This window comes from Actinomadura kijaniata NBRC 14229 (genome assembly GCF_001552175.1).
Lineage (GTDB): Bacteria > Actinomycetota > Actinomycetes > Streptosporangiales > Streptosporangiaceae > Spirillospora > Spirillospora kijaniata.
The window spans coordinates 1-15234 of sequence record NZ_BCQR01000231.1; the positions used below are offsets into that span (position 1 = coordinate 1).

A 15234-nucleotide genomic window follows, 5' to 3' on the forward strand; every position below is an offset into this window, starting at 1 on the left:
GGGTCCCACCAGCGGCGCACCCGCACGCGCAGCCCGCCGCCGTCCACCGCGCCGTCGCCGACCCACGCGTCCGCGCCCTCGCGCACGTCCCGGAACGGCCGCTCCCGCGCCGTCGCGGCCAGCACCAGCGCGTTGGGCGGGCGCACCGCGTCCGCGCCGACGACCGCCAGCACGCGCGGTTCGGGGCGGTCGCGCAGCTCCAGGTAGACCGCCGCGGGGAACACCGCCAGCACCCTGGCCGCGCGGCGCGGCCCCTCCAGCGCCGGGCGCAGCGTGAGGCTCGCCGCCCCGTGCCGGGCCGACCCCGCCGCGCCGCGGGCGGGCCGGGGGCGGCGGAGACGGACGGGATCGTGGGCCAGGACGGTCAACGGGTCCTCCCGGGGCTCTCACCGGGAACGTAGACCCGCCCCGCCCGGGTCACGTATGGAGAAAGCTGCCAAGACCTGTTGTCATCGTTCGTCTTTGTTGTCAGGGTTGATCAGAAAGCGGTAGCGATCACGCCAGATCAGGCGATGTATGCCACAAAAGGCGAGGTGACCCCTGGCATGAGTGACACACCCGCCGCGGACCCGGGCCCACCGGCCCTGCGGCTCGCGAGCACCGGAACGCTGACCCACGGCCTGCCGGTCGGGGAGGTCCTGGGCGTCTCCACCCTGGCCGGAGCCCGCCTGATCGCGGGACGCTCCGGACTGAACCGCGTGGTGCAGCGGCTCAACGTCATGGAGGTCCCCGACATCCTGGCCTGGGTCAAGCCCCACGAACTGCTGCTCACCACCGGCTACCCGCTGCGCGGCACCCCGCAGCCCCTGGCCGAGCTGGTCGCCGACCTCGACGAGCGCGGCCTGGCCGCGCTGGCCATCAAACCCGGCCGCTACCTGGAACAGCTCCCCCCGGAGATGATCGAGCAGGCGGACCGGCGCGGCTTCCCGCTGATCCTGCTGCCCGACGACGTCGGCTTCGACGACATCCTCAACCAGGTCCTCACCGACATCCTCAACCGGCAGGCCGCCGTGCTCGCCCGCACCGAGGAGGTCCACCGGGCGCTGGTGCAGATCGTGCTGGGCGGCGGCGGGCTCCAGGAGGTCGTCGACGAGGTCGCCGCGCTGCTGGAGGTCCCCGTCGCGGTGCTGGACGGCGACCAGCGGGTCCTGGCCGGGGCGGGCACCCCCGAGCAGGTCCAGGCGATGCGGGCCGAGGCCGCGCGCACCCAGCACGCGTTCCCCGGCGCCGGCGGCGCCGCCGGCGGCGTGGTCAGCGGCTGCGGGCGCGGCGCGCACCTGGTCGTCCCGGTCGTGGCGGGCGGCTTCGACCACGGCCGGATCGTGGCGCACAGCCCCGGCGGCGCGCTGCGCGAGGCCGATCTCGGCATCCTGGAGCGCGCCGCGACCGTCGCGGCGCTGGTGGTGACCAAGCAGCAGGCCGTCGCGGCCGTCGAGAGCAAGTACCGCGCCGACTACCTGCGCGACATCCTCGCCGGGCGGGCCGGGGACGACGACCGCGTCGTCGCGCACTGCGCCGGGTTCGGCTGGGACCTGGACCGGCCGGTGATGGTCGTGGTCGCCGAGCTGGACGGGCGGCCCGGCCGGGGCGTGGAGGAGCGGGCGGCGCAGGAGCGGCTGGCGGCGGCGTGGACGACGGCCGCCCGCCGGCACGACCCGGGCGCGGCCGTGGCCAGCTTCGCCCACGAGGTCGTCGCGGTCGTCGGCGCCGACGGCGACCTGGGGCCCGGGGCGGACGCCCTGGCCAGTGGACCGGTCCAAGCGATGGTGAAGGAGGCGACCGCGATGTTCGCCGAGCACGTGGCGGTGCGCCGCACCTTCTCCACCGGCGTCAGCCGCACCGTCGCCGCGCCCGCCGCGCTGCCCGACGCCTACGAGCAGGCGCTGAAGGCCGTGCGGGTGGGCCGCCAGCTCCACGGCGAGGGGGCCCGCGCCCACTTCGACCAGCTCGGCGTGTACCGGCTGCTGAGCCTGGTGTCGGACCCCGGGGAGCTGCACGCGTTCGTCCGCGAGACCCTGGGCGAGCTGGCCGCCGACGACGAGGCCGAGCTGGTCGACCTGCGCCGCACCCTCCAGGTGCTGCTGGAGACCAACCTCAACGTCGCCGAGACCGCCCGCCGCCTGCACTTCCACTACAACACGCTGCGGTACCGGATCGGCAAGCTGGAACGGATGCTGGGCCCGTTCACCGAGGACGCCCACCTGCGCCTCAACCTGACCCTGGCGCTCCACGTGCTGCGGATGAAGGGGATCTGACCGGTCCGGCCGCCGGACGCGCGGCGGGCGAGGGATCCTGGTTTGGCGTCGGGCGTCCGGTTGCGGCACCGTCTCCTCCCAAAGCCCGGGGAAGGCTTTGGCACATGTCGCCGATGCCCGCCCACCAGGGTAGATCTACCTTGCCCGCATGAGCTGAACGTCCGGAGGAGCGCCGATGGCCATCGGTTGGAAACTGCACGGCGACGGGAGGACCCCGCCGCCCGGCGAGGTCGTCGCACCGGACGAACGGCTGTCCTGGCCCCGCACGGCCGGGATCGGGGCGCAGCACGTCGTCGCGATGTTCGGGGCCACCTTCGTGTTCCCGGTCGTGATGGGCCTGGACCCGAACCTGTCGATCATGATGTCGGGGCTGGCGACGATCCTGTTCCTGCTGATCGTCGGCGGGCAGGTCCCCAGCTACCTGGGCACCAGCGCCTCGTTCGTCGGCGCGGTCGCCGCGATCCGCGCCGCCGGCGGCGACAGCGGCACCGTCACCGGGGCGATCCTGGTCGCCGGGGCCGTGCTGGCGGTGGCCGGGCTGGCCATCCACTTCCTGGGCGCCGAGGTCCTGCACCGGGTGTTCCCGCCGGTGGTGACCGGCGCGGTCGTCATGCTGATCGGCTTCAACCTCGCGCCGGTCGTGGCGCGGGTCTACTGGCCGCAGGACCAGTGGGTCGCCCTCGCCACGCTGGTGTTCGCGGTGCTGTGCACGGTGCTGCTGCGCGGCTTCTGGGCGCGCGTGTCGATCCTGCTGGCCCTGGTGTTCGGGTTCGCGCTGTCGTGGGTGCTGGACCTCGCCGGGAAGGTCACCTCGGTGCTGCCCGGCCAGAACCTCCTGGACGCCGCCGGGCGGGCGTGCGCGAAGGAGGGCCCGTACTGCGTGGCGACGGCGTTCCCGCACGACCGGGTGAACCTGGCGGCGGTGCGGGAGGCGTCCTGGTTCGGGCTGCCGGAGTTCCACGCCCCCGACTTCAAGACCAGCGCCATCCTGCTCGCCCTCCCCCCGGTCATCGCGCTGATCGCCGAGAACACCGGGCACGTCAAGGCCGTCGCCGCCATGACCGACCGCGACCTGGACCCGGTGATGGGCCGCGCGGTCGCCGCCGACGGCGTCGCCACGATGCTGGCCACCGGCGTCGGCGGCTCCCCGACCACCACCTACGCCGAGAACATCGGCGTCATGGCCGCCACCCGCGTCTACTCCACCGCCGCCTACTACGTCGCGGCGCTGGTGGCGATCGCGTTCGGGCTGTGCCCCAAGTTCGGCGCGCTGGTCGCCGCCACCCCCGGCGGGGTGCTCGGCGGCATCACCGTGGTGCTCTACGGCATGATCGGCCTGCTCGGCGCCAAGATCTGGATCGAGAACCGGGTCGACTTCGCCGACCCGGTCAACCTGGTCCCGGTCGCCGCCGCGATCATCCTGGCGATCGGCGACGTCACGCTGCGGATCACCGACGGCTTCCCGCTCCAGGGCATCGCCCTGGGCACCCTGGCGGTCCTGCTCGGCTACCACGCCCTGAACGCCGTCGCCGGGGCCCGGCGCGGCCCCGAGGGCACCGGCGCGGGCATCATCGCGCCCGGCGAACGCGAGATCGGCGGCCCGGTCCGGCCGCCCACGGAGGGGGACGGCTAGCCGGCCATGAAACCTCCCCCGTTCGGATACCACGCCCCCCGGACCGTGGGGGAGGCCCTCGACGCGCTGGCGCGCGGCGCGGACGGCCCGGACGGGGGCGGGACGAAGGTCCTGGCCGGGGGGCAGAGCCTCATCCCGCTGCTGAACATGCGGCTCGCCGCCCCCGCCGCGCTGGTCGACATCAACGGCGTCACCGAGCTCGACGGCCTGGAGGCCACCGCCGAGGGCGTGCGGGTGGGGGCGCTGGCGCGGCACTCGCGGGTGGAGCGGTCGGCCGCGGCCGCGCGCGTCCAGCCGCTGCTGCGGCGCGCGCTGCGGCACGTGGCCCACCCGGTGATCCGCAACCGGGGCACGGTCGTCGGCAGCCTCGTCCACGCCGATCCCGCCGCCGAGCTGCCCGCCGTGCTGGCGCTGCTCGGCGGCGCCGTGGAGCTCGCCTCGGCGCGGGGCCGCCGCACCGTCCGCGCCCGCGACTTCTTCCGCGGGCCGCTGGAACCGGCGCTGGAGCCCGGCGAGCTGGCGGTGGCGGCGTTCTTCCCGGCCCGGCCGCCCGGCACCGGCGTCGCGTTCGCCGAGTTCGCGCGGCGGCACGGCGACTACGCCCTGGCCGGGGTCGCCGCGCTGGCCGCCGTGGACGGGCGCGGCGAGGTCACCGCGGCACGGGCGGCGTTCCTCGGCGTGGCGGGCGTCCCGGTGGTGCTGGACCTGACCGGGCCCGCCACCACCGGGCGGGTCGCCGCCGCCGTCCGCGACCGCCTCGACCCCGAGGCCGACCTGCACGCCAGCGCCGACTACCGCCGCCACCTGGCCGGGGTCCTGGCCGAACGCGCCGTCACCGAGGCGACCACCGAAGCGCGGGAGGACCGGTGAGCGAGCCGACGTTCCCCATCGAGCTGACCGTCAACGGCGTCCTCCGCGAGGCCCGCGCGCCCGCCCGGCGGCTGCTGTCGGACTTCCTGCGCCACGACCTCGGCCTCACCGGCACGCACGTCGGCTGCGAGCACGGGGTGTGCGGGTGCTGCACGGTCCTGCTGGACGGCGACCCGGTGCGGTCGTGCCTGACGTTCGCCGTCACGGTCGCCGGGCACGAGATCACCACCGTGGAGGGGCTGGCCGGGCCGGGCGGGGAGCCGTCGACGGTGCAGCGGGCGTTCCACGAGGAGCACGCGTTGCAGTGCGGCTTCTGCACGCCGGGGTTCCTGTGCACGGTCACGGCGCTGCTGCGCGACACCCCGCACCCCACCGACGCGGAGATCCTGGAGGGGATCTCGGGCAACCTGTGCCGCTGCACCGGCTACCAGAACATCGTCAGGGCGGTCCGCCGGGCCGCCGGGGAGGCGTGATGTTCGGAGACCCCGTCGTCCGCCGCGAGGACCCCCGCCTGCTCGCCGGGCAGGGCCGCTTCCTGGACGACCTGGGGCGGAACGCGCTGGCCGCCGCGTTCGTCCGCTCCCCGCACGCCCACGCCCGCATCCTCGACATCGACGTCGCCGACGCGCTGGACGTGGACGGCCTGGTCGCCGTCTACACCTGGGAGGACCTGCCGGGGCGCGTCGGCGAGCCGCTGCCGCTGCTGATCCCGCACCCGGCGCTCACCCACGGCCGCACCGCGTACCCCCTGGCCCGCGACGTCGTCCGGCACGTGGGGGAGCCGGTCGCGATGGTCGTGGCGCGCGACCGCTACCTGGCCGAGGACGCCGCCGAACGCGTCCGCGTCGAGTACGGAACGCTGCCCGCCGTCGTCGGTCTGGAGAACGCGGCCGCCGCCGAGCACCTGGTCCACGACGACGTGCCGGGCAACGTCGGCGCGGTGCTGCGGCAGGAGACCGGCGACGTGGACGCCGCGATCGCCGCCGCCCCGCACGTCCTGGAGTTCCGGCTCGACATCGAGCGCAGCGCGTCGACGCCCCTGGAAGGGCGCGGGGTGTACGCGCGGTGGGACGCCGACGACGGCTCCCTGCGCGTCTACTCCTCCACCCAGACCTCCACCAGCGTCCGCGCCGCCGTCGCGACCAAGCTGGAGCTGCCGCCCGGGAAGGTCGAGGTGATCGCCCCCGATGTCGGCGGCGGCTTCGGCGTGAAGATCGTCCACCCGTGGCCGGAGGAGATCCTGGTCCCCTGGGCGGCCCGGCTGCTGGACCGCGAGATCAAGTGGACCGAGGACCGCCGCGAGCACTTCGTCGCCTCCGCGCACGAGCGCGCCCAGATCCAGTACGTCCGGGTCGGTTTCGACGACGCGGGCCGGGTGCTCGGCCTGGACGTGCGGATCCTGCACGACCACGGCGCCTACACCCCGTACGGGATCATCATCCCGATCGTCACCTCCACCCAGCTACTGGGCCCCTACAAGATCGGCGCGTACCGGGCGGAGGTGACCAGCCTCTACACCAACACCCTCATCGTCACGCCCTACCGGGGCGCGGGGCGCCCGCAGGGGGTGTTCTGCATGGAGCGGACGATGGACCGCATCGCCCGCCACCTGGGCCGCGACCGCACCGAGGTCCGCGCCGTCAACTTCATCCGGCCCGACGAGTTCCCCTACGACCAGGGGCTGACGTTCCAGGACGGCCGCCCGCTGATCTACGACTCAGGCGACTACCCCGGACTGCTCGCCAAGATCAAGGAGCTCATCGGCTGGGACGGCTTCGCCGCGGCCCGGGCGGCCGACCCGTCCCGCCGTCTCGGCATCGGCCTGGCCTGCTACGTCGAGGGGACGGGCGTCGGTCCCTACGAGGGCGGCCATGTCGAGATCGACCCGACCGGCCGCGTCCACGTCTCCACCGGCCTGACCTCCCAGGGGCAGGGGCACCAGACGGCGTTCGCGCAGATCGCCGCCGCCGAGCTGGGCGTCCCGCTCCAGGACGTGCACGTGGTCACCGGCGACACCCGGCGCTTCGGCTACGCGGTGGGGACGTTCGCCTCCCGCGCGGCGGTCATGAGCGGCAACGCCATCGCGCTGGCCTGCCGCCGCGTCCGCGCCAAGGCGCTGCGCGTCGCGGGCGAGGCGCTGGAGGCGGATCCGGCCGACCTGGAGATCACCGACGGGGTGGTGCACGTCCGGGGCGACCGCTCGGCCAGGCTCCCCCTGCGCACGGTCGCGGTGCTGTCCAACCCGCTGCGCTACTCCTTCGACGCCGAGTCGGCGGTGGCCACGCAGTTCGCGGTGGGCGGCAGCCCCGACGAGCCGCCCGTCCCGCCGGGCGAGGAGCCGGGGCTGGAGGGGCGCGACTACTACTCGCCGGTGCGCTCGACGTTCGCCGCCGGGATGCACGCCGCGATCGTCGAGACCGACCCCGACACCGCCGAGGTCCGCGTGCTGCGGTACGCGGTCGTCCACGACTGCGGGCGCCTGATCAACCCGCGGATCGTGGAGGGGCAGATCCACGGGGGAGTGGCGCAGGGCATCGCCGGGGCGCTGTACGAGCGGATGGCCTACGACGCGTCGGGCCAGCTGGTGAACGCGTCGTTCATGGACTTCCTGATGCCGTACGCGACGGAGATCCCGCACATCGAGACCGACCACCAGGAGACGCCCTCCCCGCTGAACCCGCTCGGCGTCAAGGGCGCGGGCGAGGCGGGCGTCATCCCGGTCTCGGCGGTGATCGCGGCGGCCGTCGAGGACGCCGAGGGCATCGAGGTGAACGCGATGCCGCTGTCCCCGGACGACCTGTTCCACCTGCGGCGACGCGCCGCGGGCAGGTGTCACCCGGAACCACCGGGGTAGGGCTCGTCTCCCTGAAGTGATCAAGGAGGCAGCGATGAGCGACCAGTGGCCCGAGCGCGACGACCGCACCGACACCAGCCCCGGCGCCCAGTCCGGCGGCGAGGACCTGCCGCACGACCGGACGGTGCCGGGCACCGAGAGCGCCACCGAGGGCTACGAGACCGAGGGCGGCACCCGGCACGGCGACCCGCTGGCCGGCGTCGAGGCCGACGAGGGGTCCGAGGGGGACACCACTAGCCGGTGACGGGGCCCGCGCGCTCCCCCGGCGGGTCCAGGGCGCCGGTGAGCAGCGCCCGGTGCGTGAACCGCGCGAGGCGCCCGGGCAGCTCGCCGGGGTCGAGGCGGGCCATGACCACCCACGACAGCGCCGTGCCGCCGAACACGGCGTGGAACAGGTCCGGGTCGGGCGGCCGGGCCAGTTCCCCGCGCCGCACCGCCCGTTCCAGCAGCGCGGTCTCGCCCGCGCGTTCGGGCCCGGTGACCAGGGCGGCGAACCGTGCGAGCAGCGCGGGGTCGCCGTCGATGTCGGCGAGCAGGCCGATCAGCGTCTCCGCGACCGCCGGGGCGCTCAGGCGGGCGACGGCGCTCTCGGCCAGCGCGGTCAGGTCGCCCGGCAGCGAGCCGGTGTCGGGGACCGGCGGCGCCCCCTCCCGCGCGATCGCGGCGAGGATCATCTCCTGCTTGGAGGCGTGGCGGCGGTAGATCGCGGCCTTGCCGATCCCGGCCCGCGCGGCGACGCCGTCCACCGTGAGTCCCGCGTAGCCCGTCTCGGCCAGCAGCTCGCGGGTGGCGGTGAGGATGGCCTCGTCCACCCGGCCCTCCCGGGGGCGGCCCCGGACGGTCACGCGGGGCCGTCCTCGGTCAGCAGCGCCGCGTGGATCGCGTGGGCGAGGCGTTCGGGCAGCTCGTCCGGGTCGTGGCGGGCGATGTGGAGCCACAGGAACGACGTGCCGCTGACCACCGCGTGCAGCAGCTCGACGTCGGGGACGCGCTCCAGCTCGCCCCGGCGCACCGCCCGCCGGAACAGCTCGGCGAGGGCGGCGCGCTGCGGGGCGACGAACACCCGGGCGGCGCGTTCGATCAGGGCCGGGGTGCCCAGCATGTCGGCCAGCAGCCGCAGTGCGACGCCGGACGCGACCGGGCCGCCGAGGCTCGCGGCGACCATGCGGGTGAGGGCGCCGAGGTCGCCGCGCAGGGAGCCGGTGTCGGGCGGCGGCTCGGGCTCGGGCCCCTCGATGGCCGCCGCGAAGACCATCTCCTGCTTGGAGGCGTGGCGGCGGTAGATCGCGGCCTTGCCGATCCCGGCCCGCGCGGCGACGCCGTCCACCGTGAGTCCCGCGTAGCCCGTCTCGGCCAGCAGCTCGCGGGTGGCGGTGAGGATGGCCTCGTCCACCCGGCCCTCCCGGGGGCGGCCGACCCGTTGCCCTGGGTTGGTCACCGTGCCACTATACGATACCGAGAGATCCGAAACTTTCGGTTCCATAAAGGAGGCATGGTGACGACGCTGGCCGACCGGTTCCTGCCCGACCCGGACTTCTCCGAGACCCACCAGATCACCGTCCGGGTGCCGCCCGAGGTCGTCTGGGCCGCCCACCGTGCCGGGGGCGTCACCCTCGGGCGCCCCGCGCGGGCGCTGGTCGCGGCGCGCAGCCTGATCGCCCGCGCCCGGAACGGCCGCGCGCAGAGCGACCTGCCGACCGGGCCCGGCGCGTTCGTCACCCTGGCCGAGGAGGCGCCCCGCGAGGTCGTGGAGGGCCTGGTCGGGCAGTGGTGGAAGTTCGGCGCGTCGGCCAACCGGGCCGAGGTCGACGGGCCGGAACGGTTCCTGGACTTCGCCGAGCCCGGCTACGGCAAGGCGGTGTTCTGCCTGCGCTTCCTGCCGTCCGGCGACGGCACCCGCATCGTTACCGAGACCCGGGTGACCTGCACCGACGCGGCCGCCCGCCGGGCGATGGGGCGCTACTGGCTGCTGATCCGCCCGTTCAGCGGGTTCATCCGGATCATGATGCTGCGCGACCTGGCCGCCCGGGCCCGCCGCCTTGCCACCACCGGCCGACCGGAGGCGCGCTGAGCCGGGGCCCGGTCCGGCGGCGGGGCGCGGGACGGCGTCAGGCCCCGCGGGCCAGCCGTGCGGAGAGGCGCGGGAGGAGGCGCAGGGCGTTGCCCCGGTTGACGGCCCGGTACGCGCGGTCGTCCAGGGCGGGATCCTGGTCGAGGGCGGTCGTGTTGAGGGCGACCTCGCGGGCCGAGTTGGCCGGCCAGTCGGTGCCGAACAGCACGCGTTCGGCGCCGGCCGCGCCGAGCAGCGACGGGGTCGCGTACGGCGACATCGGCAGGGCGGTGTCGTAGTGGAAGCGCCGCAGCGCGGAACGGACCCTGGCGGGGGCGGGGCCCCGGTCCTCCCTGCCCCACCGCTCGGCCCGGCCCGCCATGTACGGCAGGAACCCTCCGCCGTGGGACAGGATGACCGACACGTGGCGGTGCCGCTCCAGGGTCCCGGCCGCGATCAGGCTCAGCGCCGTGCGGGTGGTGTCCAGCAGGAAGTCGGCGAGCCAGTCGCCGACCGCCGGGACCTCGACGATGCCCCTGGGCGCGAACGGGTGGGTGAACACCACGGCGCGGCGCCGGTCGAGCTCGGCGAACAGCGGCTCGAACATCCGGTCGCCGAGGTAGCGGCCGGCCGCGGAGGTGTTCAGCAGCACCCCGTCCGCGCCCAGCTCGTCGAGGGCGTACGCGATCTGTTCCAGCGCCAGGTCCGGGTGGAGCATGGCGACGTTGGCGAAGAAACCGAACCGGGTGGGCCGGTCCCGCACCAGCTCGGCCAGCGACTCGTTGCACACCCGCACGCCGGACGCGGCGACGCCGCGGTCCCGGAACACCTCGGCGGGGACGGGCGCGGACGCGACACCGGCGGCGATGCCGTTGGCGTCCATGGTCGCCAGCGTGCTCGGCAGGGTCCACCGCGCCCACCGGGGCACGTCGTCCGCGGGGATGAGGCCCTGCTCCACGGCCCAGGCGCGCATCTTCGGCGGGACGGCGTGGTGATGGGTGTCGATCCTGCCGACGGCGGGCCTGCGTTCGCGGTGGACGCCGCCGTGCGCGGCGGGCGCCGTCCAGGACAGCCCCAGGGCGGCCAGTCCCGAGGCGTGCAGGGCGCGCCGGCGGGTGATGTCGGACATGCCGATCTCCTCTCGACCATCGATCGCCGCCCACTCGGGACCATATAAGAAAATCTCATCTGAGACTATATCGAGTGTCCCTAAGATGGGCGGGTGCCCGATGACCCGCTCGAACGGCTCCTGCTCCGAAGCGACGACCCCGACCTGCGGCATGTGGGGCTCGGCATGCTGCTGGCCTCCGCGCACAACCGCAGCCGCGCCGTTCTCAACGAGGGCCTGCGACCGCTGGGGATCGACGTCCGGGGCTTCGGTGTGCTGCTGGCCCTGGACACTTGCGGGTCCTCCAGCCAGCGCGCCCTCATCGACCGCGTCGGGATGGACAAGTCCGCCATGGTCCGGCTCGTCGACGAGCTGGAACACGGCGGCCTGGTCAGGCGCGAACGCGCACCGCGCGACCGGCGCGCGTACGCCGTCGTGATGACCGCCGACGGCGAGCGGACCCTCGCCGCGGCGAGGAAGGTCGCCGCCGAGGTCGGCGAGCACCTCTTCGGCCGCCTCCGCCCCGCCGAACGCGACCAGCTGGTGAACCTCCTGAGCCGACTGGCCGAACCCCCCGCTCCGTGACGCGCCCCCGGCGCCACCGGCGTCGCCGCGCCGACGGCCGGGCGACCTCGTTGCGGGCTTTCTCGCGGGTTACGCTGGAATCCCCTTTGAGGTGAAGGCCGAGTGCCGGTATCAGGGGGTATACGGTGCGGATCGGGCAACTCGCGCAACGCGCCGGAGTCAGCGTGCGCGCGCTGCGCTACTACGAGGAGCAGAACCTGCTCACCCCCGAACGCACCCCTTCGGGCCAGCGCGTGTACACCGAGGACGCGGTCGAACTGGTGCGTCTCTTCCAGCGGTTCTACGCGGCCGGACTCGGCAGCCGCGCCATCGCGGCACTGCTGCCCTGCCTGGACAGCGGCCACGCCACCCCCGAGCAACGCCGCATGCTCCAGGCCGAACGCGACCGCCTCGCGACCCGCATCGAAGACCTGACCGAAGTGCTCACCCGCCTCGACGAAATCCTCGCCACCACCGACGAACCCACCTGACCGACGACGGCGGCAGGCCGGGCCCGCGCTCCCGTCAGGGCGTCCGGCGCCCTACGCGGCGGTGTCGTGGTGGGGGAGGGGGGTGAGGTCGGGGAGGGGGCGGCGGCAGAGGTCCCGGGCCTCGTCGGGGGAGAGGCCGAGCATGCGGAGCAGGTCCTCGGTGACCCGGTCGGTGGCCTCGGCGTCGTCGCGTTCGGGGTGGGCGTGCAGGAACCGGCCGAGGCACAGCGCCGCGCCCGCCACGGTGACCATGGCCAGGTCGGGGTCGGGCGCGTGGAACCGGCCGGCGCGGGCCGCGGCCTCGATGTCGCGGCGGGCGCGCGGGGCCAGGCCGCTGTCGGAGGCGACCAGGGCGAGGCCGTGGCCGAGCAGGATCTTGCTCAGCTCGGGCCGGCGGCGGTGCAGGCGTCCGGTCAGGCGGAAGCTCTGCGCGAAGGCGTGGGCGGGGTCGTCCAGTTCGGCGGTGAGCTCGTCCAGCAGGGCGCCGTGCCGGTCCAGGGCCTCGGCGACGGCGGCCTGGAAGAGCTCCTCCTTGCTGGCGAAGTGGTTGTAGAACGACCCCATCCCCACGTCCGCCGCCTGGGTGATCTCCAGGATCGCCACGTTCGTCCGGCCCTCCGCGATGAGGGCCTGGGCCGCGCGGACGAGCGCGGCGCGGGTGCGCGCCTTGCGACGGGCCAGGCGGTCGGGGGCGTCCCGGTTCGGCTCGGCCATGCCTGCTCCCCTCTCCGCGGTCGGACCGGTACCACCCTGCCACAGCACTCAGTGATGACGAAATCGTCAGAAGCACTTGACTGATGAAGTGCTCATAACTGACGATTTCATCAGAAACGAGAAGGGGGGCGGGCAGTGACCGACCGACGTGACCCGCATACCGGTCTGCACAGCGAACGGGGCGCCCTGCGCGGCGAGCATCCCGGCCGGGCGAGGGACCCGGTGGTGAAGGTGCGCGACCTGGCGTGGCTGGAGTTCCGCAAGCCCGACCTGGACCGGGCCGAACGGTTCGCCCTCGCCTTCGGCTTCACGACCCTGCTGCGCACCGCCGACGAGCTGCACCTGCGCGGCACGGACCCGGGGGCGCCGTGCGTGCTCGTCCGCCGGGGGCCCCGGTCGCGGTTCGTCGGCCCCGCCTTCCTGGCCGCCGACCGGCAGGACGTGCTGCGGCTCGCCGAGGCGACCGGGCGGACGATCGCCCCGCTGCCCGAGAGCCTGGGCGGCGTCACGGTCGACCTGGCGGACCCGAACGGGGCGCGGGTGCGCGTCGTCTGCGACACCCTCGTCCACCCCGGGCTGCCGGAACAGCGGCCGCTCACGATCAACGCCGGACACGGCACCGCCCGGACCAACGCCGCCCAGCGCCCGCCGCGCGAGCCGGCCCGGGTGCGGCGGCTCGGCCACGTCGTGCTCCAGACCACCCGCCACCTGGAGACGCTGAACTGGTACCTGGAGCACCTGGGCCTGATCGTCAGCGACTTCCTCTACTTCCCCGGGCAGCGCGAACGCGGCCCGGTCATGAGCTTCGTCCGCTGCGACCGCGGCCGCACGCCGGCCGACCACCACACGCTGGCCCTGGCGCTCGGCCCGGCCGACCGGTACGTGCACTCGGCCTACCAGGTCGCCGACCTCGACGCGCTGGCCGCCGGCGGCGAGTACCTGCGCGAACGGGGCTACCGGCGCTCCTGGGGCATCGGCCGGCACATCCAGGGCAGCCAGATCTTCGACTACTGGCGCGACCCGGACGGGTTCCTGGTCGAGCACTTCAGCGACGGGGACCTGTTCGACCGCACCCTCGAACCCGGCTGGGCGCCGATGACCGCCTCCGGCCTGGCCCAGTGGGGGCCGCCCGCCACCCGGGACTTCCTCGGCGTCAGCCCCGGCCGGGACGCGCTGCGCGAGCTGCGCGCGATGCTCGGCGCGCTGCGCGAGGACAACGAGTTCGACCTCCACCGCCTTCGCGGCCTGCTGAAAGTGGCCACCTCATGAGCATCTCCGTCCTCCGCACCGCCGACGCCTGGTACGCCGTCACCCCCTCGGGCGCCGCCCCGATCGACACCGCCGCCGATTCCACCGCGCGGCTGCTCGCCGACCGGGAGGCGATCGACGCCGCCGCCGCGGGCGCCGCCACCGTTCCCGTCGAGGAGCTGTCGCTCGTCTCGCCGGTCACCGCGCCCTGCCGGGTGGTCGCGCAGATGACGAACTTCGCCTCGCACGCCGCCGACGCGGGCCTGGACCCCGAGGCGGTGCCGCTGACGTTCTTCCGCAAGTCGTCCGGCTCGATCAGCGGCCCCCGCGAGGACATCGTCAGGCCCGCGCACGTCCGGCTGCTGGACTACGAGGTGGAGATCGGCATCGTCATCGGCCGCCCCGTGCCGGTCGGCGCCGCGGTCGACGACCTGGCCGACGTGGTCGCCGGGCTGGTGGTCGCCAACGACGTCTCCGCGCGCGACCTGCAACTCCCCAAGACGCAGTTCTACGAGTCGAAGTCCTACCCGACCTTCACCCCGGTCGGCCCGGCGCTGGTGCTGCTGGACGCCGACGAGCTGAAGCGGTTCGCCGACCTGCGGCTGAGGCTGCGCGTCAACGGCGAGCCCCGCCAGGACCGGACCGCGGCCGACATGATCTACCGGCCGGTCGAGGCGCTGCGCGCGCTGGCCCGCTTCCAGCGGCTCGACCCCGGCGACCTGCTGCTGACCGGGACCCCCGTCGGCACCGCCCTGAGCGCGCCGCCCAAGCCCGTCCAGAAGCTCTCCTCGCTGCTGCCCGACGCGACCCGCTGGCGGTTGTTCTTCAAGACCGAGGCACGTAATTCCCGCTACCTGCGGGACGGCGACGTCGTCGAGGCCTCGGTCGCCACCGACGACGGCGCGATCGACCTGGGCACGCAGCGCACGACCGTGAGGGACGCCCGATGACCGACGACCTCCTGTGGCCCGCCTACACCGGACCGGACGACCTGGCGGCGATCGAGGCCGTGCCGCTGGAGGCGCGCGGCCTGCCCGGGTCCACCTACGCGCTGCTCGCGCGGGCCGCGAACCGGTGGCCCGGCCGCACCGCCCTCACCGTCCTGCCGGAGGCCGCCCGCTGGCGGGAGCCGCTGCGCCGGACCTTCGCCGAGCTGCTGGCCGACGTCCACCGGTACGCGAACGCGCTGCGCGCCCTCGGCGTGCGGCGGGGCGACACGGTCGCCCTGACGGCGCCCAACTGCGCCGAGCTGATCACCGCCACGCTCGCCGCGCAGCTCGCCGGGACCGCGGCCCCGCTGAACGGGAACCTGTCGCGCGGCCACCTCGCCGGGCTCGTCCGCCGCTCGGGCGCGCGCGTGCTGGTGGCCGCCGGGCCCGAACTCGCCCCGGACACCTGGGACGCCGCGCGGGCGCTCGCCGCCGGCGGCCCGCTGGAGGCCGTCCTG

Annotated in this window: 16 protein-coding genes and 1 pseudogene; 12 read left to right on the top strand and 5 right to left on the bottom strand. The window is 74.9% G+C overall.

What is annotated here, in order from left to right; genetic code table 11:
* Positions 1-368 (bottom strand): annotated as a pseudogene (locus AKI01S_RS44910) (oxamate carbamoyltransferase subunit AllH family protein); the annotation flags it as partial.
* Positions 369-545: 177 nt separating this feature from the next.
* Here AKI01S_RS44910 and AKI01S_RS44915 point away from each other — a divergent pair.
* The 6 genes from AKI01S_RS44915 to AKI01S_RS44940 all read left to right on the top strand — a co-directional run bounded on the left by AKI01S_RS44915 (position 546) and on the right by AKI01S_RS44940 (position 7856).
* The gene (locus tag AKI01S_RS44915) at positions 546-2255 is read left to right on the top strand and encodes a PucR family transcriptional regulator (RefSeq protein ID WP_067832332.1); all 1710 of its coding nucleotides are present in this window, start codon (positions 546-548) and stop codon (positions 2253-2255) included.
* Between the two features lie 175 nt (positions 2256-2430).
* On the top strand, positions 2431-3888 hold the full coding sequence (locus AKI01S_RS44920) for a uracil-xanthine permease family protein (RefSeq protein WP_067832334.1): 1458 nt from the start codon (positions 2431-2433) through the stop codon (positions 3886-3888).
* Between the two features lie 6 nt (positions 3889-3894).
* Positions 3895-4758, top strand: coding sequence for an FAD binding domain-containing protein (locus AKI01S_RS44925; protein ID WP_067832336.1), 864 nt, complete (start codon positions 3895-3897; stop codon positions 4756-4758).
* A complete protein-coding gene (locus tag AKI01S_RS44930) occupies positions 4755-5231 on the top strand; it encodes a (2Fe-2S)-binding protein (protein ID WP_067832337.1) in 477 nt (158 codons plus the stop codon). The genes AKI01S_RS44925 and AKI01S_RS44930 overlap by 4 nt, the downstream gene beginning before the upstream one ends.
* Positions 5231-7612 (top strand): aerobic carbon-monoxide dehydrogenase large subunit, encoded by a 2382-nt coding sequence (cutA, locus tag AKI01S_RS44935; protein WP_067832339.1) that lies wholly within the window; start codon positions 5231-5233, stop codon positions 7610-7612. The genes AKI01S_RS44930 and cutA overlap by 1 nt, the downstream gene beginning before the upstream one ends.
* A gap of 34 nt (positions 7613-7646) precedes the next feature.
* Positions 7647-7856: a hypothetical protein gene (locus AKI01S_RS44940; RefSeq protein WP_067832341.1), complete on the top strand. Its 210-nt coding sequence runs from the start codon at positions 7647-7649 to the stop codon at positions 7854-7856.
* On the opposite strand, the gene AKI01S_RS44945 is transcribed toward AKI01S_RS44940, so the two are convergent.
* Together AKI01S_RS44945 and AKI01S_RS44950 are read right to left on the bottom strand one after the other, a co-directional pair.
* On the bottom strand, positions 7846-8457 hold the full coding sequence (locus AKI01S_RS44945; protein WP_067832342.1) for a TetR/AcrR family transcriptional regulator: 612 nt from the start codon (positions 8455-8457) through the stop codon (positions 7846-7848). The genes AKI01S_RS44940 and AKI01S_RS44945 overlap by 11 nt on opposite strands.
* The gene (locus tag AKI01S_RS44950) at positions 8454-9050 is read right to left on the bottom strand and encodes a TetR/AcrR family transcriptional regulator (protein ID WP_067832344.1); all 597 of its coding nucleotides are present in this window, start codon (positions 9048-9050) and stop codon (positions 8454-8456) included. Before AKI01S_RS44950 ends, AKI01S_RS44945 begins: the two co-directional genes overlap by 4 nt.
* 54 nt (positions 9051-9104) lie before the next feature.
* Between AKI01S_RS44950 and AKI01S_RS44955 the strand changes: the two genes are divergently transcribed.
* A complete protein-coding gene (locus tag AKI01S_RS44955) occupies positions 9105-9683 on the top strand; it encodes a hypothetical protein (RefSeq protein WP_067832346.1) in 579 nt (192 codons plus the stop codon).
* Positions 9684-9720: 37 nt separating this feature from the next.
* Here AKI01S_RS44955 and AKI01S_RS44960 read toward each other — a convergent pair whose 3' ends face one another.
* The gene (locus AKI01S_RS44960) at positions 9721-10791 is read right to left on the bottom strand and encodes an amidohydrolase family protein (protein ID WP_067832348.1); all 1071 of its coding nucleotides are present in this window, start codon (positions 10789-10791) and stop codon (positions 9721-9723) included.
* A gap of 93 nt (positions 10792-10884) precedes the next feature.
* Between AKI01S_RS44960 and AKI01S_RS44965 the strand changes: the two genes are divergently transcribed.
* Together AKI01S_RS44965 and AKI01S_RS44970 are read left to right on the top strand one after the other, a co-directional pair.
* Positions 10885-11355 (top strand): MarR family winged helix-turn-helix transcriptional regulator, encoded by a 471-nt coding sequence (locus AKI01S_RS44965; RefSeq protein ID WP_084000869.1) that lies wholly within the window; start codon positions 10885-10887, stop codon positions 11353-11355.
* Between the two features lie 125 nt (positions 11356-11480).
* Positions 11481-11825, top strand: a complete 345-nt coding sequence (locus AKI01S_RS44970) for a MerR family transcriptional regulator (protein WP_067832351.1) — start codon at positions 11481-11483, stop codon at positions 11823-11825.
* Positions 11826-11876: 51 nt separating this feature from the next.
* Here the strand turns inward: AKI01S_RS44970 and AKI01S_RS44975 are convergent, their stop codons facing one another.
* On the bottom strand, positions 11877-12539 hold the full coding sequence (locus AKI01S_RS44975; RefSeq protein ID WP_067832354.1) for a TetR/AcrR family transcriptional regulator: 663 nt from the start codon (positions 12537-12539) through the stop codon (positions 11877-11879).
* 135 nt (positions 12540-12674) lie between these two features.
* On the opposite strand from AKI01S_RS44975, the gene AKI01S_RS44980 reads away from it, so the two are divergent.
* The 3 genes from AKI01S_RS44980 to AKI01S_RS44990 form a co-directional block, all read left to right on the top strand.
* Entirely contained in the window at positions 12675-13808 is a 1134-nt protein-coding gene (locus AKI01S_RS44980) for a VOC family protein (protein WP_067832356.1), read from the top strand.
* Entirely contained in the window at positions 13805-14737 is a 933-nt protein-coding gene (locus tag AKI01S_RS44985) for a fumarylacetoacetate hydrolase family protein (protein ID WP_067832359.1), read from the top strand. Before AKI01S_RS44980 ends, AKI01S_RS44985 begins: the two co-directional genes overlap by 4 nt.
* A partial coding sequence (locus AKI01S_RS44990; protein ID WP_157420605.1) for an AMP-binding protein occupies positions 14734-15234 on the top strand: 501 nt, incomplete at its 3' end. The genes AKI01S_RS44985 and AKI01S_RS44990, both read left to right, overlap by 4 nt.

Coding starts and splice junctions, on each gene's coding strand:
- AKI01S_RS44940 (WP_067832341.1), top strand. CDS start 7,647: ATGAGCGACCAGTGGCCCGAGCGCGACGACCGCACCGACACCAGCCCC.
- AKI01S_RS44960 (WP_067832348.1), bottom strand. CDS start 10,791: ATGTCCGACATCACCCGCCGGCGCGCCCTGCACGCCTCGGGACTGGCC.
- AKI01S_RS44975 (WP_067832354.1), bottom strand. CDS start 12,539: ATGGCCGAGCCGAACCGGGACGCCCCCGACCGCCTGGCCCGTCGCAAG.
- AKI01S_RS44955 (WP_067832346.1), top strand. CDS start 9,105: ATGGTGACGACGCTGGCCGACCGGTTCCTGCCCGACCCGGACTTCTCC.
- AKI01S_RS44985 (WP_067832359.1), top strand. CDS start 13,805: ATGAGCATCTCCGTCCTCCGCACCGCCGACGCCTGGTACGCCGTCACC.
- AKI01S_RS44925 (WP_067832336.1), top strand. CDS start 3,895: ATGAAACCTCCCCCGTTCGGATACCACGCCCCCCGGACCGTGGGGGAG.
- AKI01S_RS44920 (WP_067832334.1), top strand. CDS start 2,431: ATGGCCATCGGTTGGAAACTGCACGGCGACGGGAGGACCCCGCCGCCC.
- cutA (WP_067832339.1), top strand. CDS start 5,231: ATGTTCGGAGACCCCGTCGTCCGCCGCGAGGACCCCCGCCTGCTCGCC.
- AKI01S_RS44915 (WP_067832332.1), top strand. CDS start 546: ATGAGTGACACACCCGCCGCGGACCCGGGCCCACCGGCCCTGCGGCTC.